This is a genomic window from Pedobacter sp. BG31 (assembly GCF_042464845.1).
Lineage (GTDB): Bacteria > Bacteroidota > Bacteroidia > Sphingobacteriales > Sphingobacteriaceae > Pedobacter > Pedobacter suwonensis.
This window is the reverse complement of record NZ_JBHNZK010000004.1, coordinates 258013-280371: the sequence shown is the minus strand read 5'-3', so window position 1 is coordinate 280371 and position 22359 is coordinate 258013. Positions and strand designations below refer to the sequence as shown.

At 39.9% G+C, this 22359-nt stretch carries 15 protein-coding genes; 12 read left to right on the top strand and 3 right to left on the bottom strand.

The annotated features are described in order from the left end of the window. Positions 1 to 2: 2 nt before the first annotated feature. The 11 genes from ACFE6N_RS07935 (at position 3) to ACFE6N_RS07885 (ending at position 17122) form a co-directional block, all read left to right on the top strand. Complete coding sequence (locus ACFE6N_RS07935; protein ID WP_378935365.1) at positions 3 to 1112, top strand: discoidin domain-containing protein; 1110 nt, start codon at positions 3 to 5, stop codon at positions 1110 to 1112. Between the two features lie 36 nt (positions 1113 to 1148). Beyond that, entirely contained in the window at positions 1149 to 2240 is a 1092-nt protein-coding gene (locus tag ACFE6N_RS07930) for a DUF5007 domain-containing protein (protein ID WP_378935363.1), read from the top strand. A gap of 22 nt (positions 2241 to 2262) precedes the next feature. After that, complete coding sequence (locus ACFE6N_RS07925) at positions 2263 to 5409, top strand: SusC/RagA family TonB-linked outer membrane protein (protein ID WP_378935361.1); 3147 nt, start codon at positions 2263 to 2265, stop codon at positions 5407 to 5409. A gap of 10 nt (positions 5410 to 5419) precedes the next feature. Then, a complete protein-coding gene (locus ACFE6N_RS07920; RefSeq protein ID WP_378935359.1) occupies positions 5420 to 6940 on the top strand; it encodes a RagB/SusD family nutrient uptake outer membrane protein in 1521 nt (506 codons plus the stop codon). A gap of 16 nt (positions 6941 to 6956) precedes the next feature. Continuing rightward, a complete protein-coding gene (locus tag ACFE6N_RS07915) occupies positions 6957 to 7697 on the top strand; it encodes a fasciclin domain-containing protein (protein ID WP_159435227.1) in 741 nt (246 codons plus the stop codon). A gap of 34 nt (positions 7698 to 7731) precedes the next feature. Further along, entirely contained in the window at positions 7732 to 9351 is a 1620-nt protein-coding gene (locus ACFE6N_RS07910; protein ID WP_090983159.1) for a DUF5008 domain-containing protein, read from the top strand. Between the two features lie 35 nt (positions 9352 to 9386). Then, positions 9387 to 11084 (top strand): DUF4983 domain-containing protein, encoded by a 1698-nt coding sequence (locus ACFE6N_RS07905; protein ID WP_378935356.1) that lies wholly within the window; start codon positions 9387 to 9389, stop codon positions 11082 to 11084. Between the two features lie 31 nt (positions 11085 to 11115). Continuing rightward, positions 11116 to 12552, top strand: a complete 1437-nt coding sequence (locus ACFE6N_RS07900) for a PA14 domain-containing protein (protein ID WP_378935354.1) — start codon at positions 11116 to 11118, stop codon at positions 12550 to 12552. 25 nt (positions 12553 to 12577) lie between these two features. Further along, on the top strand, positions 12578 to 13399 hold the full coding sequence (locus ACFE6N_RS07895; protein WP_186462329.1) for a PKD domain-containing protein: 822 nt from the start codon (positions 12578 to 12580) through the stop codon (positions 13397 to 13399). 197 nt (positions 13400 to 13596) lie between these two features. Further along, positions 13597 to 16071: a glutaminase domain-containing protein gene (locus ACFE6N_RS07890; RefSeq protein ID WP_378935352.1), complete on the top strand. Its 2475-nt coding sequence runs from the start codon at positions 13597 to 13599 to the stop codon at positions 16069 to 16071. Between the two features lie 451 nt (positions 16072 to 16522). Next, on the top strand, positions 16523 to 17122 hold the full coding sequence (locus tag ACFE6N_RS07885) for a thioredoxin family protein (RefSeq protein WP_378935350.1): 600 nt from the start codon (positions 16523 to 16525) through the stop codon (positions 17120 to 17122). 167 nt (positions 17123 to 17289) lie between these two features. Here ACFE6N_RS07885 and ACFE6N_RS07880 read toward each other — a convergent pair whose 3' ends face one another. After that, a complete protein-coding gene (locus ACFE6N_RS07880) occupies positions 17290 to 17571 on the bottom strand; it encodes an ATP-dependent Clp protease adaptor ClpS (RefSeq protein ID WP_025143968.1) in 282 nt (93 codons plus the stop codon). Between the two features lie 171 nt (positions 17572 to 17742). Here ACFE6N_RS07880 and ACFE6N_RS07875 point away from each other — a divergent pair, with 171 nt between their 5' ends. Next, entirely contained in the window at positions 17743 to 18789 is a 1047-nt protein-coding gene (locus ACFE6N_RS07875; protein WP_090983172.1) for a 3-oxoacyl-ACP synthase III family protein, read from the top strand. A 114-nt stretch (positions 18790 to 18903) separates the two neighbouring features. On the opposite strand, the gene ACFE6N_RS07870 is transcribed toward ACFE6N_RS07875, so the two are convergent. Together ACFE6N_RS07870 and ACFE6N_RS07865 are read right to left on the bottom strand one after the other, a co-directional pair. Beyond that, a complete protein-coding gene (locus ACFE6N_RS07870; protein ID WP_378935347.1) occupies positions 18904 to 21348 on the bottom strand; it encodes a hypothetical protein in 2445 nt (814 codons plus the stop codon). Beyond that, positions 21314 to 22339 carry a hypothetical protein gene (locus ACFE6N_RS07865; protein WP_378935345.1) on the bottom strand — a complete coding sequence of 342 codons (1026 nt, stop codon included), beginning with the start codon at positions 22337 to 22339 and terminating at the stop codon, positions 21314 to 21316. The genes ACFE6N_RS07870 and ACFE6N_RS07865 overlap by 35 nt, the downstream gene beginning before the upstream one ends. Between the last annotated feature and the right edge of the window lie 20 nt (positions 22340 to 22359).

Genomic DNA, 22359 nt, shown 5'->3' with positions numbered 1-22359 from the left:
ATATGAAAAATTCAATAAAATATTTAGGTGCATTGGCAATCTTATCATTGCTAACACTCATCAATTCTTCCTGCAAAAAGAACGGGGGATTTTATGACGCACCAGATCAGAATGTAACTTTTTCTGGAAATACTTACGATTATTTGAAAAGTAAACCGGGGGTTTTTGATTCCCTGATTGTAGCGATAGACAGGATGGGTTTGAAAAAGACCTTAACCGATAGCAATGTTACTTTATTTGCAGTAAGTAACCCAAGCTTTCAGCTGGCTTTACGGAACTTAAATACCCTACGGAGGCTATCAGATAAGGATCCGCTTTTTTTGGCAAACATTGATGCTGTTCAATTAGATACAATGACCTCTTATTATATTGTACGGGGTAGAAAAACAACCGATTCTTTAAAACTTCAGGATGGTTTAGACTTAAAAAGTGTTCGCATCGGTTACCCCATGCATGCAAGTGTAACCAAAATGTCTGCTTCTGGACAAGTAGGCGCCGGACCGGAGGTTATCAATTTCGATAATACCAAAAAAAGCAAATTCGTTCGTAACTGGGCAACCAGTACCACATCGTCAAATAACATCCGGACCAAAAATGGTATTGTGCACGTTATCAGTGCCGATCACGTATTTGGTTTTAATGAATTTGTTACCCGGTTAACTTTTGTGCCGCCACCACCAAACCTTTACCTCGAAATTGGTGGAATATTTTCATCCAACCGCGAAAATGGTGGAGGGATAACCAGTGGAGAAAATTCGAGAAAGGTAATTGATGGTGATGACCATACTAAATTCCTGGCCGACTTACAGGGCGAACTATGGATGAGGTTTGAACTTAAAACGCCGGCAGTTTCATCAGTATATACCTTAACATCTGCAAATGATGCCAACGAGCGGGATCCAAAAGCCTGGACTTACGAAGGCTCAATGGATGGCTCGAACTGGGTGGAGCTGGATAGAAGATCTAATTTCTTCTTTGAAGAAAGGTATCAGCAAAAGGTATTTAGGTGTACTAACACAGTGGCTTACAAATTTTACCGCATTGTGATCACCGAGCTTAGAAACAGCGGCACATTCCAGCTGGCTGAGTTTACCATAAACAAAACGAAATAAGTGATGCGAAATAGAAAAATTAAACCAAATAGTCCGATGAAATCGATCATATATAAATATTTTGCGCTCCTGTTACTTGCTGCAATTCTTTTTAGCGGCTGTAAAAAGATATTTGATCTACCTGATGAGAAAGATTATATCAGCAACAATGTAAATTTTAGCAATAAAATTCTGGAGCCGATCATCGGAAGAACCAACCTTATCGGAGGCTTTAACAGCGATAACTCTACCAATCCGATTACATTTGAAATTGTAAATGTGAGGTTTGGTGATGGAAAGCCGGTGAACGATCTTTTTACACCTGCGCCAACTTATGTGTGGACAGCTCCTTATACCGGTCTGGAAAAAAGCCTGGCCGAAATTGAGGCCAAAAGAAAAATTGAAACACATCCCATATTCGAGATACGTTCATCAGGTGAATTTATTTTATGGCCATCGGCAACTAACCAGATATTAAAACCTCGTCCAACAGATAGTACCAACTTTTCTCAGGATACCCGCTTTTTTGATGTAAAGGTTAAAAATTCGGGTGGCGAGCGTTTGATCAGGGATTTTCAGATCAGGCCGTTCAGAGAGCGCCCTTACGAACCTTCGAATGATTTTAATGCCTACACGGGTTTGCCTGCGCCTGATCCAAAATTTCCTTTAGACAAAAAACTGAGGGATTACATCCGCCCTTATCTGAATAATGTAATCGGTGCTACCTCAAATTTAAATCTGGTGAGCAACAATGATAAAAAGGATGCAGTAGTGTACATCCGCCCGTTTACATCTGGCGGTAACGGACATTCCCTGCGTATTGTGGTTTTGGGTAAAGATTCTTTACCGATCGATCCCAAGTTTTTTAATGAAACGGTTTGGGATAAGATGATCCATGGATTCAATATCCAAAAAACCGAAAAATATGTGCAGTATGATGTTGCTTATCCAATTCCATTGGTTGAAATCCCTACATCTTACGCCAGAGGCGGATCAAGGGCAAAAGCAGAACTGAGCTACTCCCGGATTGGTTTTGGGGGTACACGTACAGTAGGCAGTTTCGGTGTCGATTTCGCTATTTACAAGGCCGGCGACTGGGAAATCGTTTTTCATTTCAAAAATGAGAACCCAAAATTTGCTAACGAATAGTTGATCCATAAAGTTAATTACGATGAAAAGAAATATACTTTTATATACATTACTTATAGTATGTATAATATGTTGTACGAATGCCTATTCGCAAGAAAAAAACATTATTGTAAATGGTAGGGTACTCGATAAAGACACCAAACAAGGGGTGCCAGGCGTATCCGTTATTTTGCAAAGCACAAATAAAGGCTTAACGCAAACCAATGGCGATGGAAAATTTTCGGTTAACGTACCTGTTGGCGAAACGTTGCTTTTTAAATTTTTAGGTTACAATACGGCATCAGCCAAAATTACCGGTCAAACCAATATTACGGTTACCATTAGCGAAAACCGTAAAGATCTTAATGATGTAATTATCGTAGCTTACCAGAACAGACCAAAAGAAACAACCGCCGGATCGGTGCAAGTGCTTGGTGCAAAGGATGTTGCTGATGTTCCGGTGTCAAACATTGAAACGCTTTTACAGGGTAAGGTTCCGGGTTTAAATATCCAGAATAATACCGGTGCCCCTGGTTTTAGGGGGTCGGTACAGCTTCGTGGTTTATCCAGCTTAAGTATTTCGGGTAGCGGTAACGATTCTTTTTTACAGCCTACTTCGCCATTATACATCATCGATGGTGTGCCATTAGATGCAGATAAGGCAGCGGAGTTTGGTTTTCAAACACAGGGGCCTGGCGTGAGTCCGCTCTCGTTGATCCCTCAGGAGGATATTGAAAATATCCAGATCCTGAAAGATGCGCAGGCCACTTCCATGTACGGGTCAAGAGGGGCCTACGGGGTAATCATCATCACTACTAAAAGAGGTAACTCTAAAGTGCCACGGATTAGATACGTATCAAACTTTTTCGTAAATGCTCCTCCTAAACTACGCGAAACATTAGGCGGTAATTCTGAACGTCAGTTAAAGATCCAGCAGATTATATTAAATGCCGAAACCATTAATCAAATCAGGGGAATCAGCAATACACCTTTCCTTGCCGATAGTTTAAATGCCTATTACAATAACTCTACCGATTGGCAGGATGTATTTTATCAAACCACCTTTAACCAAAGCCATAACCTGGCCTTAGATGGTGGCGACCAAAAGTTTAATTACAAAGCCAACATGGGCTACTATGCAGAAAAAGGTGTAATTAAAAATACGGGTTATAACAGGTATAACTTAAACATGAACATGGAGTTTAAACCGAACGATAAATTTAGGTTTTTCGGTTTTGTTAATGGCTCGGTGGGTAAACAAAATAAAGGTAACGGCGCAGGCTTACTTCAATCGGGTGTAGCAGCAAACGGCCAGGCTTCAACGCTTTTACCGCCTCCTTCTTTTTATCAGGCCTCTGGCGGGGTGTTATCTGCTTTGCAAACGCTGAATGATAATAACTCCAGAAATTTAAGGGCAAATATCGATGCCCGTTACGAATTTATACCAGGTTTGGCAGCATCATCTACCTTAAGCTACGATTATACATCAGATACAGAAACTACGTTTACACCTGCTGCGGCCAATGGATCATTTGCCAAACTTTATGATTACAATGGCAGAAATTTTCAGTTGTACAACAGAAATGCAATTACCTATGCTAAAACATTAGGCGAAAAGCACAATATCTTCATCAATACTTTTAACGAAATCTATAAACTGGGGGCCCAATCATCCATCAGCAGGCAGGAAAGAATTCCGAATGATCAGCTTCAGGGGCCACTCGGTTACGACGGTTATTACTCAAGAGGTGGCGGGGTGTTAAGTAGTTATAAAAACGCCACAATTGCTTCTTTTGCTGGATCGCTATCTTACGATTACGACAAAAAATATGTGGCCGAGTTTTCCTACCGTTTAGACGGTACCTCATCTAGTGGTTTGGAAAATCCATATTCTAAAAACTCTTCAGTAGGTTTAAGATGGAATTTTAACAAAGAAAACTGGTTAATTGATCAAAAATGGCTGGACTATGGTAGTTTAAGGTTAACATGGGGCCAAAATATTGTTCCTACAGGTAATCTTCAAAGTATTTATGGTATCTACAACCTGAATGGAAATTACAACAACACGCAAACCATCGGTATCAACTACGATTTAATTCCGAATCCGGCATTAAAACCAACCACTACAAGCCAGTACAACATTGGTTTCGATATTGGTTTTCTAAACAGATTCTCGATCGTTGTAGATAGTTATTTCAAAAAGGTAGATAACTTATTGTTCGATCGTGTGTTATCAAATACTACAGGTTTTAATAAACTGGCGAGTAACGATTTGGGGATCGCTAACTATGGTACCGAGGTAAACTTAATCGTAAAAGCCATTACCAGCAAGGATTTTGATTTATCTTTTTCGATAAATGGCGCGTATAACCGCGATGTGCTGTTAAAATTGCCGGCAGAATATAACGGACAGTATATCCGTTTCGATGGTTCTGGTTACCTGCAGCATAATGTTTTCCGTGTAGGCAGAAATACCCTGTCAAACTACCTGCGGATTAACCAGGGGGTTTATAAAACAGATGCTGATGTACCGGTAGATCCGGTTACCGGAAAAAGGTACCAAACAAACAATACCTTCTTTTATGGCGGCGACCCGATTTTGAAAGATGTAAACGGCGATTATATTCTGGATGGCCGCGATTATGAAATTACCGGGAACTCCCAACCACTGTTAACCGGTGGTTTATCCTTAACCATGAGGTATAAAAAATGGGGTTTAAATGTATATGCCAGTTACACCGCTGACAGAACAATCTTAAATAACGCCTTGGCAGACCGTATTGCCATTATGAGAGATCCTTATGCATTGAACGCCGTAGTCCCGTTGGGTGATTTAAATATCTGGCAGCGCCCCGGTGATGTAGCTAAATATCCATACCCTTATGATTTTAGCCGTTATGGAAACATTCAACCATTAAGGGCCGATCAAACTTTATGGCAGGAAAGTGGTACCTATCTGAAAATTAATAATTTAACGCTTTCTTATATGTTCGATAAGAAGATGATCCAAAGATATGGGCTGGCCAATTTAAGAATATTTGCTTCAACCAATAACTTAATTACATTTTCTAAGTATAGTGGCCCCAATCCGGAAAACGTAACCTCATTAGGTCGCGATATTTCTAACGGTTATCCTGTGCCACGTACCTATAACATTGGTTTAAACTTAGAACTTAATACAGGCAACTAAAATATTTATTATGAGAAAAGTTATTATTTACACTTTGGTTATTGCGGCATGTTTTTGCTTGCCTTCATGTAAAAAGTTTTTAAACGTACAGCCTTTGGATAAATTAACAGGAAACAATTATTTCCAGTCTAAAGATGATGTGGTTGCTAATATTTATGATCTGTCGAGGATTGTTTTTAGCAAAATAAACGAAACACATTATGTTGGTGCAGTGGGAGAATACCGATCGGGCGAAGTATTGCACGAAAGCCAGTCTGATAATGCTCCTTCAAGGGAATATGTGGAGTATTTAGGTAGAAACGATCTGTTAAACCTGATCAGAAGAGGGCAGCCCTGGGATTATTACAATTTTGACAGAATAACAGACTGGACAGGTTATTATAGGGCCATTCAAGGAGCCAATATCCTCATCGCGAAATTAGAGGAAGGTGTACCCGGTGTTTCCGAAACAGAGAAAGGACAGTTTAAAGCCGAAGCCGCATTTATCCGCTCGCTTTGTTACTTTACCATGGTACGGTTATTTGGCGATGTAGTATATTATACCGATGCATTTCACTCTACATCACTACCCCGCGAAAATTTCGTATCCGTATTAAATAAATGTATTGCCGATTTAAATAGTTACAAAAACCAGATTCCATTTACCTATAGCGACCCTGCTTTAAAAGGCGTTCGCGCAAGCAGAGGCAGTATTATTGCCCTGATGATGGAGATGAACATGTGGAATGCAGGTTTCGATGGTGCCAACGCAAAAAAATATTATCAGGCTACCGCAGATTTAGGGAGAGAACTGGTTGCAAGTAATGCCTATCGGTTATTACCACTTTCAGATTGGTCAACAGTAATCAAAGGCCGTTCGGATGAAAGCTTATTCGAATTTTATCAAAGTATAAATTATGGTGATGCCGTACTGAACGTAGCACCTATTGCCGATATGTTTTTGCATTATCCATACAAAAGGCCTGAGTATACCCACCGCGTAAGTTTTGCTTATTACCGGGGCGAGTACATGCAAAAACTTTTTCAGGACGGTGGTGATAAAAGGATTACTACCTGGTTTAATGAAGATATTTTTGCCGACAATGGTAAGTTCATGATGTTAAAATATGCCAAAAACTCTTTTATCGTAGGGGAGGAAGATGCCAATCCGGATAACACCTTTATGATTTTTAGATATGGGGGGGGACTTTTGCTGGCAGCAGAGGCGATGGCCAATATCGATGAAGATGCCGAAGCCATCAAATTGGTTAATATGGTAAGGGCCCGCGCTGGAGCATCTCCCTATACCTCTTCAAACGGAGATCTTAAAGAATTTATCTTTTACGAACGTTCAAGAGAACTGATTGGCGAGGGACACCATTATTTTGATCTCGTTAGAACGAAGAGAATCTTGAACAGTCAGTATTCTTACAACGTACTTACATCCGATAAATTTAGTCGTGGTGCCTGGACCTGGCCAATTAACCAAAATGCGCTAAACAACAACCCATTTATGAAATTGAATGATTACTGGGTTAATGGTGGTAATTAATTATAATAAAAGACATATGAAAAAGCTAATTTTTGCTTGTGCTGCTTTACTGCTTGTGTTAAATGCTTGTAAACGAGATGAATATTATCGGGATGGAGGTCTGGCCAATCCTAATTTTAACGGGAACATGCTTCAATACTTACAGGCTAAAAAAGTACCATTTGATACCATAGCCCAAATTGTAAAACTGGCCGGTATGGAAAGCACCTTTTCTAATGAAGACTTTACATTTTTTGCACCTGATGATGAGGTAATTAAGAAAACAATTGGTACAGTTAAAACCGGTGGATTGAATAATTTTCTCTTTTATTCAGGAAAAGATACTGTTAAAACGCTGGATCAGATTAGTCCGGTAATCTGGAAGAGATATTTGCAACGCTATATGTTTAAGGGTGTGAATAAATTAAAGGACTATCAACAGATCGATTTTGATGTTAAAAGTGTTTATCCAGGCGGTTTGTATTATTCTCTCGGGGGTAATATCTCAAATATCGGGGTAACCTATGGCACCGCAAATAATATCAAGTATATCGGGTACCGCCAATTAAATCTGACCTATATCCCTGATGCTTCAAAACCTAATGATAACTGGTACATCAATAAGGTAGCGTCGTCTGATATAAAACCTACCAATGGCGTTGTGCACACTTTGGCCTATAATGAAACAAGAGGTGGCGCTTATTTCGGTTTCAACGAACGCGATTTTTTTAGTGATGTGTATTATAGTGGGCTAACACCGTCTGATTCTTCAAAATAAAATCGCATTTGGAGTGACCTCAAGAAATTAAACCATGAAAAAAATTAAATTAATATTCGCAATAATCACCCTGCTGGCTTTTAGCTTTCAGGGATGTAAAAAGGCCGACGATGTGATTCCTGATCCATACGCCGATGCCAAATCACCTTTAGGGGTGGCCATTTCACAAACTGATGTACCTGTTCCTGCTGTTGGTAATGTTGGTACCTCCGTGGTGATCAAAGCTTCTGGCTTTGATAAATATAAAGATCAGTTAACCTTTATGTTCAATGGCGAAAAGGCGGAAGTAGTTAGTGTAACCCCCACAGAAATTACGGTTAAAGTTCCGGAAAGCGGAAGTACAGGCGTAACATCCATCGCCATTGGCGATCAGTTATTTATTGGTCCTACTTTTACGGTAACGGGGCTTATTAAGATTGATCCCACTTTTAAAGCCACAGCAGGCACCAACGGTTTTGTAAGTCAGGTATACGAAATGCTTGATGGAAGGAATATCGTAGTAGGTAATTTCACAAATTTTGATAACAAGGGCGGTGTGGTTCCGATTAACAGGATTGCAAGAACATCACTGGATGGAGAATATGACCGTACCTTCCGTACAGGAAGGGGGGCTAACGGTAGTTTGGCCAGGATTTTAGAGATTGGAGGCCGTTTTATTATAGCAGGTGGTTTTAGCGGATTTAACCAGCGTACCGAAAACATCAGCAATATTACCAGTTTGTTCACCAGCGGAGCAATCGACACGGTAAAAATCCAAACAAAGAGAAAGCCAACGGTAACTGATACCGTTACCCAAAAATGGTTTCCGAGGTTTAACGGTGGCACCAATGGTTTTATCAACCGCGTATATGCGCATCAAGGGAAAATTCTGGCTACCGGTGATTTTAGATATTATGTTAAAAGAACTTATGATAAGTTCAATTACGACTTATCAAGAGATACGGTAATCTTGGATAGTACAGAAATCCGCCAGGTTTTGCGCTTCAATTTAGATGGCAGCCTTGATAAAACATTCCGTTTTAATACCGCTACAAATAAGGGAAAAGAAAGTGCAAACGGACCTATCGATACTTATATGCACACTGAGGCTGAGAAGTTAGAAAAACTGGTGGTGTTTGGTAATTTTACCACTTTCGATGGTCAGCAAGCTAACCGCATCATCCGGTTAAATGCTGATGGTAGCATTGACCCTACTTTTACGCCTGGCACCGGTGCAGATAATGGCATATATTCCTGTACTTATAATGTAACCACAAAAAAATACGTGATCACCGGAAGTTTTACGCACTATAACGGTAAAGCAGCTTTAGGTGTTGCCGTTTTAAACGATAACGGCACTTTAGACGAATCATTCAAATCGCTGAACTTCGAAGGAGGGCAAGCTGATTTTGCCAAACAGCTTAGCAACGGGTTAATTGTGGTAAGTGGCTATTTTATCAAATATAATGGCATCACCAGAAATGGGTTTATGGTTTTAACCCCAACAGGAACATTGGCTAAAGGATACAATTCAACCGGTCCGTTTAGTGGTAGCTTAGCTGATGTAATTGAAACCAAATCTGCAGATGGTAAAAAAGCATTATTGCTAATCGGTGGGTTTAGCCGTTTTGATAATTTACCATTATACAATATGATTAGAGTAACCATCGAATAACAGATTAAGCTAACCAGATATAAATTAAGATGAGTATGATGAAAAAATATAGATTATTGATTGGCTTAATCGCAGCAATAACCGCCACAGCCATATTTTCTTGCAATAAAGAATTCGAGAGAACTATTGGGGATAAGAATGCAAGTGATACTACAACCGTTAAATACGGAAACCGTAAGGTTCTTTATTTAATAGTTGATGGCGCCAGGGGGCAATCGGTTTTAGATGCCAATACGCCAAATATCGATGCCATTTTACCGCACGCAATCTACACCTGGGTTGGTTTAAGTGATCCTGATGCAACGGCAAATGCAACTAATTGGGCAAATATGTTAACCGGGGTTAAAAAGGAGAAGCATAAGGTTACCAGTGATGCATTAACGAACAACAATCTGCAGAATTACCCGATAATCTTCAACAGGATCAAAGAGGCAAGTGCAAAATCGAAAATTGTTACCTATACGCCTTCGGCGGTTTTTAAATCGTTAAACACGGGGGCTGATGCCAGTAGTCTGGTGGCAGATGATGATGCAGTTAAAGCAGGTTTGATCAGCAATATCGGAAGTGATACCGCATCAGTTATTGTAGGCCATTTTACAGGAGTTAGTGCAGCAGGGGCAGCCTCTGGATATGATGTTTCTTTTCCGGCATATAAAGCAGCGATAGAAAAATTTGATACCGGTGTAGGTGAAATTCTTGCAGCATTAAAAAAACGCCCAAATTATAATAATGAACAATGGTTGGTGGTTATTGCCTCAAGTGCTGGTGGGCAGTATACTTTACCTGCAAATGCCGATGACCAGACCATTTTTAGCCAACCCAAAGTAAACGCATTTGTAATTTATTATGCACCAACCTACAACAAACGGATTTTAACAAAGCCGTTTACGGGTAACCGGTATTTGGGCAAAACCATCCGTTTTAAGGGCGAGAACGTGAGGGCACAGGTTGACGCTGCTGATGCCAATGTTTATAATATTGACGATACAACAAAGGTGACCATTGAGCTAAAGGTTAAAAAGAATGAAGACAGATTTTTCTGGCCAAGTGTGCTCGGCAAGCGTAACGAGTGGTCCAGTGGCCATCCAAGCGTAGGTTGGGTAATCTATTTAGAAGAAGACTATTGGTATTTTGAGTGGCGGGGCACTAAAGATGGAGATTATCACCAATGCAGGGGCGGAAGTTTTGCTAAAGGAAAATGGACAAACCTGACTGCAAAAATTGAAGTGCGTAATGGACAGCGTTTTGTACGCACCTATACCAATGGTACCTTTAACAATGAACTCGAAATTACAGGTTCGGGTTCATTGGCGAATTCCAATCCTTTAAAACTGGGATTTTTGAACGGAAATGGCCACGGCTCGCCTGATGTATATGTCAGCGACATCCGCTTTTTTAAATTCTCTGTTCCTGATGGAATGATTGGTAATTATGCCTGTCAAACTTCAATAGATCAAAGTCATCCATACTTTAATTTCCTGGTAGGGTACTGGCCTGCAACAGATGGGAATGGCAATATCATGGCAGATATCAGTTCGCAGGCACATGATTTTAAATTTCAGGGAACTTATGACTGGGAGAGTTTTAATGATCTGATCTGCCCGCCAGCTCCGGAAACACTGGCCGTATTTGTTCCGCAAACAGCAGATATCCCGGCGCAGATTATAAACTGGTTAAAAATTGCCAATAAACAAACCTGGAAACTTGATGGCCGCGTTTGGTTAGATCAATAACAGATTTGCTGATCATTTAAAATAGCATAAAATGAAAAAAATTATATATATCGCATTGATAAGTTTAGCCATCATTGGCATTTATTCTTGTCGCAAATCAAAAATTGAAGACTTAACACTGCCCGATCCCAATATCCGGAGTATAACAGGGGAAGGTATTGTTGCCGGAAAGGTTTCCATAGATAACGAATACGTTAAGGTGCCTTTTAAAATTTCTTTAACCGGCGTTGCAGAAGAGGCCTTCCAGGTGGGTTTAACTTTAAATAATGATACCGTTGCCCAGTTAATTAATAATGGAACCATCACCAACGCGGTACTCATGCCGTCTACAGCAGTTGAGTATCCAAATGTAATCAATGTGGCTTATGGTACCGATAACAGTGAAGGTATTGCCATTGTCCGGCGGTCCGTATTGGAGCGCAATTATGGTAAAAAAGTTGTCTTTGCACTAAAGCTTTCAGCTCCGGGCAAAGGAAACAAAATTGCTGCCGGCAAATCTACCATCATGGTAATCATCAATACTTCTGATCTGCTGAAATCTACCGATTTACATTACTTAACATTCAAAAACGCAGGTATCTACAACGTGGTATATCAGGGAGATTATATAGTGGGGCCTGCAGGGGTAACCATTCCGCTCATTGTAAATCTGGAAAATCAGCCATCAACAGCTTTCAATATTAAAATCAAAGAAAATATTGATACCGTTAGTACGCTGGTAGGTAACGGAACGTTGCCTGCTGATGCCATACATCTGGCTGCTAAAGATTATAGTGTTGATACTTTGGTTCGCTTTGCCACAGGCGCTTCCAGTGCAGTGGTGCGGCTTCAGATCCCATGGCCGGTTTTTGATGCCAACATTGTTGCCAATAAGAAATTTGCATTCGCCTTCAGTATTAGCGAGGCAAACAATCATGTAATTCACCCTACAAAAAGTAAGTTAATTGTGGTGGTGGATCCTAACGTAAACTTGGATAATAACTCTTACATTACCGGAAACGGTACTGGTTTAACCGCGAGATATTATACCAACACCCAGTTAGATCCGGATGATGGACGCGCACCATTTGTAACAAGGATTGATCAGCAAATTAATTTTAGTGGTGATGGTTGGCCCGACAACGTAAAAAATGATGGCGGAACTCAATTAAGCCGGGATAATTTTGCTGTTAAATGGAAGGGCGAATTTTTAGCTCCGGTACGTGGTACCTATACTTTCTATCAAACCCGTTGGGATGATGGTTCCAGACTATATGTAAATGGTGTTGCTTTGGTTGATGATTATACCACTCAATGGGATAAAGACTCACGTAAAGGTACCATATTTTTAGAACGCGGAAAACGTTACACCATTGAGGCACATCACCGTGAAAATGTGGGCGGTCAGCAAGCTTATTTAGAAATTGAAGTGCCGAATATTTTATCCAAAAGGGTAATACCAAAATCTCAGTTATTCCCAACACCTTAAATATTAATCAGATATGAAAAATAACATGAAAAGATTATTTAGTCTCCTATCTCTTTTAATACTTATTGTAATTACCACAGTAAAGTGTAAGAAAGATGCGGAAGAGGTTGTGCCTGTAGTGGACGAACCTAAACCAACAGCAGGTTTTACCTATGTGAGGCCTGATACGGTAAAGTTTTTAGAGTATCAGTTCACCGGTACCTCTACAAATTACAAAACTTTATTGTGGCAGTTTGGAGATGACAGTACTTCGGTTTTAGTTAATCCAAAACATACCTACCGTTTCCCGGGTAAATATAAAGTAACATTAACCACCAGAAATGGCCAGGGTTATTCTGCCGCAAAAGAAGTGATTTTAAATATTGTTGATCCCAATTTCGACCCTACCAAAATCGGAGAAAATTATATGCGCACTATTGGAGGCATATTTTCGGTAAACTTAGAAGCAGGTGCCGGACCCGATTCTAATGAGGGATCGAAAAAACTGGTGGATGGCGACATTACAACCAAGTTCTTACAGGCAGGTTTTGATGGTACGCAAAGGTGTACATTTGAACTCACAACGCCGCAGGTAGTTGGCGCTTACACTTTAACTTCGGGCAACGATGCTGAAGACAGGGACCCACGGTATTGGATTTTACAGGGGTCAATAGATGGTATTCAGTATACCGACTTACATACGGTAACCTCTTGCCCCTGGGCCAATTCAGGTGAAAGACGCGTAACCAAACGGTATTATTTCGACAATTTTGTAGCCTATAAATTTTACCGCCTTTATATCAAAGCCAATAGGGGAAGCCGTTTATTCCAGTTATCAGAGTGGACCATCAATAAAAAACAGCCTTAATAAATAGCGCTCTACACATCTGAAAAATACATGAAGCCTGAAAACTTCATGTATTTTTTTAGACTATTACTTTAATTGTCGATTAGACAATTAAAATAGACTTCTTTTCATAAAGCAAATTATATTTTATACTTTAGTAAAACGTTTAACTAATATTAATCTAACCAGATATACTACCGGATTTCAACACACACACAATGAACAGAACCAAAATATTAAAAGCCATAGGCATACTCGGCTGTATGTTTGCAGGCAGTTTGTTAAAGGCGCAGGAACGGAAAGCCCCGGCCTATCCCTTAATTACACACAATACCTATTTCAGCATTTGGTCTACCACCGATAAATTAAATGAGTCTGCTACTCAACACTGGACAGGTGCCGATCATTCGCTTTTAGGAATGATCAATGTTGACGGTAGTATTTATCGCTTTTTAGGTAAAGAAAGTACCAGCTATAAAACCGTTGTACCTGCATCAGATGAAAAATTGTATGAGGTAAGATATACTGAAACTGAGCCTCAGGGAGATTGGAAGGCTGCTGGCTACGCGGCCAGCAACTGGCAAACGGGTAATGCACCTATAGGCGACGATGCCAAAAATGTAAAAACATTATGGAAATCAAACGATATATGGGTAAGGAGAACTTTCAATGTCGCTAACCCTACGTCAATAAACGAGCTGTTTTTAAAAATTAATCATGACGATAATATCGAGGTTTACCTGAATGGAAAAAGAATCTATACAAAAGAAGGCTGGACCAATGATTTCAAATATATTGCATTAAGCAATAGCGATAAGAGTGCTTTAAAAGCAGGATCAAATGTAATGGCCATTCACCTTAAAAATACTGCCGGCGGTCGGTTCCTTGATTTTGGTCTGGTAGATAAATTAAAGGATAATGCCGGGAAAGTTCAGATCGCTAAGCAAAAAAGTGTAGAAATTAATGCTACGCAAACCATTTATAACTTTACTTGTGGTAAAATAGATCTCAAATTAACTTTCACTTCACCCTTATTGATGAATGATTTGGGTTTGTTTGCTCGCCCGGTTTCTTATGTTTCGTACCAGGTAAAGGCAAATGATAGCAAAACACATCAGGTAAAGGTATATCTGAGCGCAGCGTCAAACATTGCTGTTTATCGCCCTACGCAGGAAGTTACAGCCACTAAATACGGCACAGCCAAATTATCGGTATTGAAAACAGGTACGGTAGAGCAGCCGATCCTTCAAAAAGCAAGTGATGATATGCGTATTGATTGGGGTTACTTTTATGTAGCTGCGCCAAAAACCAGTAATGCCATCCAGTTTGTAACAACTGAAAAAAATGCAGCTGATGCATTTAGACAAGGTAATTCCGCTTCAACTGCCAAACAAGGTAAAATGCTTGCCTTAAATACCATTATCCCTTTCGGCACTGTAGGCAAAACTGCCGTTGAGAAATATGTTGAACTGGGTTATGATGAAATTTACAGTATTCAGTATTTCAATAAAAATTTAAGGCCCTGGTGGAATACCTCAGGTAAAGAAACCATTGAGGCACAATTAACTGCTGCGGCAGACGAATATAAAAAAGTAGTAGAGAAGTGTGAAACTTTTAATAAGGCTTTGTATGCCGATGCCTTAAAATCTGGTGGTAAGGAATACGCCGATTTATGTGTTCTGGGTTATCGCCAGAGCATTGCCGCACACACCCTGGTAAAGAGTCCCCAGGGCGAAATTTTATGGTTATCAAAAGAAAATAACAGTGGCGGTTTTATCAACACGGTAGATGTAACTTATCCATCGGCACCCTTATACCTGATATATAATCCAGAGTTATTAAAAGGGATGTTAAATGGTATTTTCTATTTCAGCGAAAGCGGAAAGTATCCTCATCCCTGGGCAGCACACGATCTTGGTACTTATCCACTGGCCAACGGGCAAACATATGGCGAGCCAATGCCTGTTGAAGAATCAGGTAACATGATCATTTTAACTGCTGCAATTGCCAAAGCACAGGGAAATGCCGACTATGCCAAAGCACACTGGAAAACCTTAACTACATGGGTTGATTATTTAACCAAAGAAGGTTTAGACCCAAAAACACAATTATGTACCGATGACTTTGCCGGTCACCTGGCTCGCAATGCTAACTTATCGGTAAAAGCAATTGTAGGTATAGCTTGTTATGCCCAGATGGCCCAAACATTGGGATACGATGATATCGCTAAAAAATATAGGGCGATTGCCGAAAGCATGGTGCCAAAATGGATGGAAATGGCCGATGCCGGCGATCATTATGCGCTAACGTTCGATAATAAGAATACATGGAGCCAGAAATATAACCTTGTTTGGGATAAGGTCTTAAATTTAAATTTATTCCCTCAAAAAATATATGATACCGAAACCAAATATTACCTGACGAAACAAAATAAATACGGTATTCCATTAGATAGCAGAAAGGCCTATACTAAAAATGACTGGATTTTGTGGACCGCTGCTTTTGCACCAACACAAAAGGAATTCGAGGCGCTGGTTCATCCGGTTTACAAGCATGCTATCGAAACTGAATCGAGAGTGCCTTTAAATGATTTCTATGATTCAAATACCGGCATCCGCGATAATTTCAAAGCCAGAAGTGTGGTGGGCGGTTTTTACATGAAGCTGCTTGCCGATAAATTAAACAGTAAATAATAACGCACCTCCCCATCAAATTAACCACTTAAGGTTCTGCATTAATTTGCGGAACCTTTTTTATTAATGACATGTTAAGTATCATTGAAGCACATCGACATCTGTTCGCCTGGTGTCCGTCATCAAATAAGCCAGGTATACATTCTTAATAGTCAGTAAGTAGCATAATTTACGGAAGATTGGTCTGTAGTGCTTAACCGTTTGCCTTGGCTATCACAGTCATTGCTTTTACTTCGCTGCAGGCTTAACAACTTATCCAATGGCTATTGAATCAGGTTAATGGATGGAAATACTGAGTGTTAGGTTTAGGATGTTCAGAAATACTAATTTGTTGTTTGCAGTTTAGCTGAACAGCCCAAGAATTATGCAATCAGCCACCTGCGTTTTCTTGCAAAATCATGATTATTTTCATCTAATTTCTCCTTTCCTTTGCAGCATAATATTAAACATCATGGTTAATTACAGCGAAATTTTCAGCGGGCAGGGAATGGATTATCAAACCTATCGCGCCTTGATTGATCAACTTCTATTGGAGGGAAAAGCTACTGGTGATGTAGCTTACGATCTGCACTACACTAAAATGAATGTTCAGCGTATGAACCGTGTAGATAAAACAATTAGCCTAAATGATGAGCTGGTATCAACAATCGATCATCTTAAAGGAAATTATAAATTTTTAGTTATTACTGAGGGTTGGTGTGGTGACGCTGCGCAGATTGTCCCACTGTTCAATAAAATCGCAACGGCATCGTTAGGTAAAATTGAACTGAGATTTGTACTTAGAGATAAAAATCTTCCATTAATTGATGCGCATTTAACCAATGGGGGAAGAGCAATTCCGGTTTTAATTGTGTTAAATGAATCGGCCGAACAGGTTTTGGCAACCTGGGGCCCAAGGCCACAGGTTTTGCAGGAACTATTAAAAGAATGGAGGACGGAAACTTCCGAAATGCCGGTTTTAGCAGAAAAACTTCACGGTTGGTATGCTAAAGATAAAACGCAAACTACACAGGCTGGATTATTAACACTTTTAAAAGGATTGGAGGGGTAATTTTATTGTCTCTTTTTACACGGTCGTCACCCTGAACCGATAGCCATCGGATTTATTTCAGGTCTTCTGCTTAAGTAGATGCTGACCACGAAGTAGCTACAAGGCAATTGAAAATACTATTTCTACTTGTAAAACAAGTTCAGCATGACGATTCGCTTGAAAATACCCTAATCAACAGAAACTGTCAGGCCTTCTTGCTGCAGAATTTTGCGGTATACTTCCATTTCGGTAAAAGATCCTTCTAAAACAGGACATTTACCTTCATTATGCACTTTCCATGCAATTTTTTCCGCCTGCGATTCGTTATAATCAAGGTATTTCATCATGCAATAAATCACGTGGTCGAATGTATTGATATCATCATTCCACAAAATAAGGCGATGTACGGTTTTTAAGGAAGTTAAGATTTCTTCGAGCGTAAAGGTCTCTTCTTTGGTTTCTGTAGACATGGTGCAAAAATAACTATTTTTTATGTAAGATGTAATAGGTTAAATAGAAGATAGTTGTGATTATTTTAGGCAATAGAAGTAGATTTTTTAGCCTTTGTATTACATTTTTTATCTTACCTCATACATCTTACATCCCTTTTAATACATTTGTTAACCAAATAATATACGAGCATGCACCAGTCTAAAATTGCAGGAATAGGTTACTACGTTCCGAAAAACGTGTATACCAACGATGACTTAAGCCGGTTTATGGATACCAATGATGCCTGGATCCAGGAACGTACGGGTATTAAAGAACGCCGTTTTGCCGATCGTAATGAAGAAACCACCACTACCATGGGTATTGAGGCGGCAAAAATCGCCATCGAAAGAGCCGGTATTACCGCGAAAGATGTCGATTTTATTGTTTTTGCTACGTTAAGTCCTGATTACTATTTCCCGGGATGTGGGGTATTGTTGCAGCGGGAAATGGGTATGGGCGAAATCGGTGCTTTGGATATCAGGAATCAATGTTCAGGCTTTGTGTACGCACTTTCGGTAGCAGATCAGTTTGTGAAAACCGGCATGTATAAAAATGTGCTGGTGGTAGGAAGCGAGAAACATTCTTTCGCCATGGATTTTGAGACCCGTAGCCGCAATGTTTCTGTAATTTTTGGCGATGGAGCAGGTGCTGTTGTATTACAGCCTACGGATGAAACAGGAAAAGGAATTTTAAGTACGCATTTACATAGTGATGGTGCGGATGCAGAAATTCTGGCGATGTATTACCCAGGTTCGCATGCCAATAAATGGCTAAATGATAAACCAGCCTATCCGGAACAGGAATTGGGCGGATTGTTTATGACACCCGAAATTTTAGAAAGTGGCGCCGCCTTGCCTTATATGGATGGACCTGCTGTTTTCAAAAAAGCGGTAGTAAAATTTCCGGAGGTGATAAAAGAGGCTTTGGCCGCTAATCATTTAACTGAGAAAGATATCGATCTATTGGTGCCGCACCAGGCAAACCTTCGTATCAGCCAGTATGTACAGCAATTGTTAGGCTTAAACGACGATCAGGTATTCAACAACATTCAAAAATACGGAAATACCACAGCTGCTTCTGTTCCCATTGCCTTATGCGAAGCCTGGGAGGCGGGAAAAATCAAAGATGGCGATCTGGTTTGCCTTGCTGCATTTGGATCTGGCTTTACCTGGGCCAGTGCGCTGATCAGGTGGTAGCTGTAGATTCGTCATTTCGAGCGAAGTGCAACGAAGTCGAGAAATCTGCTTCATAGATCTCTCCCAGCCTGTACAGGCAGGCATTTCGCTGCGCTTCAATCGGGACGACGCTACTTATTGCGCTTTAGGCCTGATAAAATCACCTAAATAACTGCATTCGCTTGCTGCAATGGCATAAAAAGGAGTTTTAGTATAGTCGAATCTTAATTCTTTTAAATAAGGATTGTTATAATTGGCCTTGATGAAGTTTCTCCATTTTATGTCCTTTTTATCATAATAGTAAAATGATAGTGGATTGGCATTCATGATGATCTGCTTTTGCAAACATTTGGCCAGCATAAAGGTACATTTTGCCTTAAAATCGGCATTGGTGCTTAATGCCCTCGCTTTCAAATACCACGCCTTTGCGGTCTGTGCTTTTTTATAATCCCCGTCGTAAACATATTTCGCCGGGTTGCTATTGTCGTAAGATGACCAATCGTAACTGATCAGAAACCAGCTGTTACCAAAATAACCTGTTTGGTAAACCGCATTCGCCATTCTATAGTAGTAAAGCGCGGCATTCTTTTTGTCGCTAACCGTTAACTTCTGTAAACGAAGCATTTCTGCAGCAAAAGTTTTTTTGGTAATAGATGCTTTGGCTGTTACATACTTTTTAGGGAAATCATTAATGGTTTCGATAAATGGATTGGCGTAAAGTTTAGTGTTTTCCCCATCTCCGTACCAGTTTTCAGGAGCAAAATATTGATAACCCGCCGAAACCTTTGCAAACATCTGAACAGCATTGTCGTATTGATGTGTACGCAAATAAGTGGTGCCGTAAAGCTCATAAAAGTCGTCGTTTTTCAATTGGTTTAAAGCCGAAGCCAACAGGGCGGTAACATCATTGCCCATCGCTTTTGTTTTATAAACCGCTAAACCCTGCATACTTTTCGGGCTTAGGTATTTTTGCCAAAAATTAATGCTCTCGTAGCTCATATTCTGGAAAAGGGAATTTTCTTTCAGCGTTTTGCGGTTCAGATCACCTTTAACCATTGCCAGTGCAGCTTTAGCGGTGTCGCCCATCTTTAAATAAGCAGACGCTAATATTTGCTGATAAAAATTCCTGGTCGTTCTGCTAAACCGTTTATCGGCATTATCATAATATTGTTCGTAAGGTTGGTTTTTGTTTTCTGCAAAACGCTTTTCGTCCAGCCATTTTAATGTTGGCAGTAAACCGTTTTCGTTAAATGTATTGCCTTTTTTAATGTTTTTAGCTTTGACCAACAGATCGATAATGCGGTATTGATCACGCAATCTTTCCGATAGCTGTTCTGGTTTTAAAGTAGCCAGGTAATTTAATGCCAGAGGATCGTTATTCTCCATCCATGATAAATAGGCCGCAGTTAAAGTACCCAGTTCAGGTTGCGGGTATTTCTTTTCCGCAGCCAGTTTTAAGGCGAAATTTCTGATTTCGTTTAGGTGTTTTAGATTAACATTTTTTAAACTGTCTTTATACTTAGGATTGTCGTTATCCGAAAAATAATAATTATAACCAATTTTCGCTATGTCATTTGCCTGAATAAGATTTTGTTCCAGTTTATTTACCTCGCGTACCAATAATGTTCCGTTTAGCAGGCTTTTGGGTTCATAGCCGTAAACTTTGTTCATGCTTTCTATCCCTGAATCTGCATTGCCAAAACCATTAATTGCCCAGATATTGGCTTTTTCATTATTGGTGCTGGCGTATTTTAAAGCTCCTTGAACAGGGGAACTGGTATAATAATAGTTTTTGTAAGCCTGTATCCTCCGCTCGGGATTGCTGGCAAAAACTTTTGAGAATAAAAAAGCTGCTTCATCCGGATTTCCTAACCTGCGGATTGATCCTGCATATAACGCCAATGCCCAACCTTTAACGGCACTGTTGATTTTACTGGTTTTAATATGCGTTTCGTAAGTTGATTTACTCTCCGCATGCATTCCAGCGAAATGAAACATCCGTTCCGTTTGGTAAGCATAACGTAGTTTCAAAAAGTCATCTTTTTCAGCAGTTGTTAATTTTAATCCTTCCCGGGCTTTTGCAGCCATAGCAGTGGTATCACGTGGTGTTGCATCCCAAAGGTTAAATGTCACATTGGCCAATGGTTCACAGCTTTTAGCGAACTGATAATATTTTAAAGACGCTTTGCGTTTGCCCAGTGCCTGGATAAAACTATTCTCTTGCAGGCTATCAGGTAACTGTGAAATATTGCCATCAAAATTGACCAGTTTTACATTGGTTGCACTGTCTGTTTTGTACATGACCTTTAATACATCCTCATTTTTAACATGTAGGAATCGGGCCCATTCGCGGCTGTTGATATCCGGCTCGCTTGCTACGTCCGTTTCGCTGTTAAGATAAACCATTTGGTTATAGGCAAATGGCGAATATTCATCTCCTTCAATATTGTTATGGAAATAAGAAATATAATAATCATAAGGATCAATCTCACCGCCACAGGCAAGATTTACAGCAATTTCGCCGAAAAAAGTAATCAGGAATGTACTAAAAATCAGCAATGACTTTTTGAAGGTCTTCATTGGTAAAATGTTTTAAAAGGTCGATGTCTAAATGGTAAAAAACGATGTTTCGTTCTCTGGGGCTTAAATATCGGGATAAAAATTTAGAGCTTAAAAGTAAATCATCAGCAGAAACCTGTTCCCATCTTATTACATCGCCTTTTTTCAATCCAGCAGTAGGGTAATCAGTCAGCAGGTCGTAAAGAATGGAATTTTCGCGCTGTTTGAAAAGCTTTTTATCCTCGATCTGTATTTTGCCGATCCGCTTCGAAATACCTGCATATTGTCGGTTTCTGAATACTACTGCCCATTCAAATAGGGGTAGCGCCACGTCGAGTTGTAAGGGGTATTCCTGCAGAAAATCTTTAAGATACTGATCCATTTCATGCAGGTCCAATATTGAGTTTTGATCGCCATATTTACGTAGATTGCCCATGTTATAACACATCAAAATCGCTTTATTTACTGGCGGAATTCCACTTGACACGATATTTTTAACCTGATGCAAGCGCAAGGTTACCGAAATGGTTTTGCCCTTTAACAATGGGTTGGCGCTTAACTGCTCTAAAAATTTAAAATACCTGTTTCTGGTGGTTTTGGTCCAATCACAATCAATCTGTAATTCGGTATAGTCTGCCTTTCCGGCCTGCTTTGCCTTTTCAGCCACAAACTTAGCAATGCGATTGGCCATTACGGCAGTCTGCATGGTATCAATCTTATTAAATACCTGGTTAACGATAAATACCACTGGGACGATGTTAACCTGTTTAGGTACGGGGTCTGAAAATTTAATAGGCGAAATGGGTACGGGCATTTGCAGATCTGGGTTAAAATCTACATCCATTATCCGCACATACAAAGATTTTGATTTAAATCGATCAAGATAGTCAGTTTCTGCTTTTTTATTCTGGTAATCCGTTCTCCAATAGTAAAAAGTAGGGTTGACAACCGGTTTTTGTTTGCAACCGAAAAAGAGAAATACAGAGATGACTAAAATACTTATCTTGCGCATAGAATTGATTTAAGCAAAAA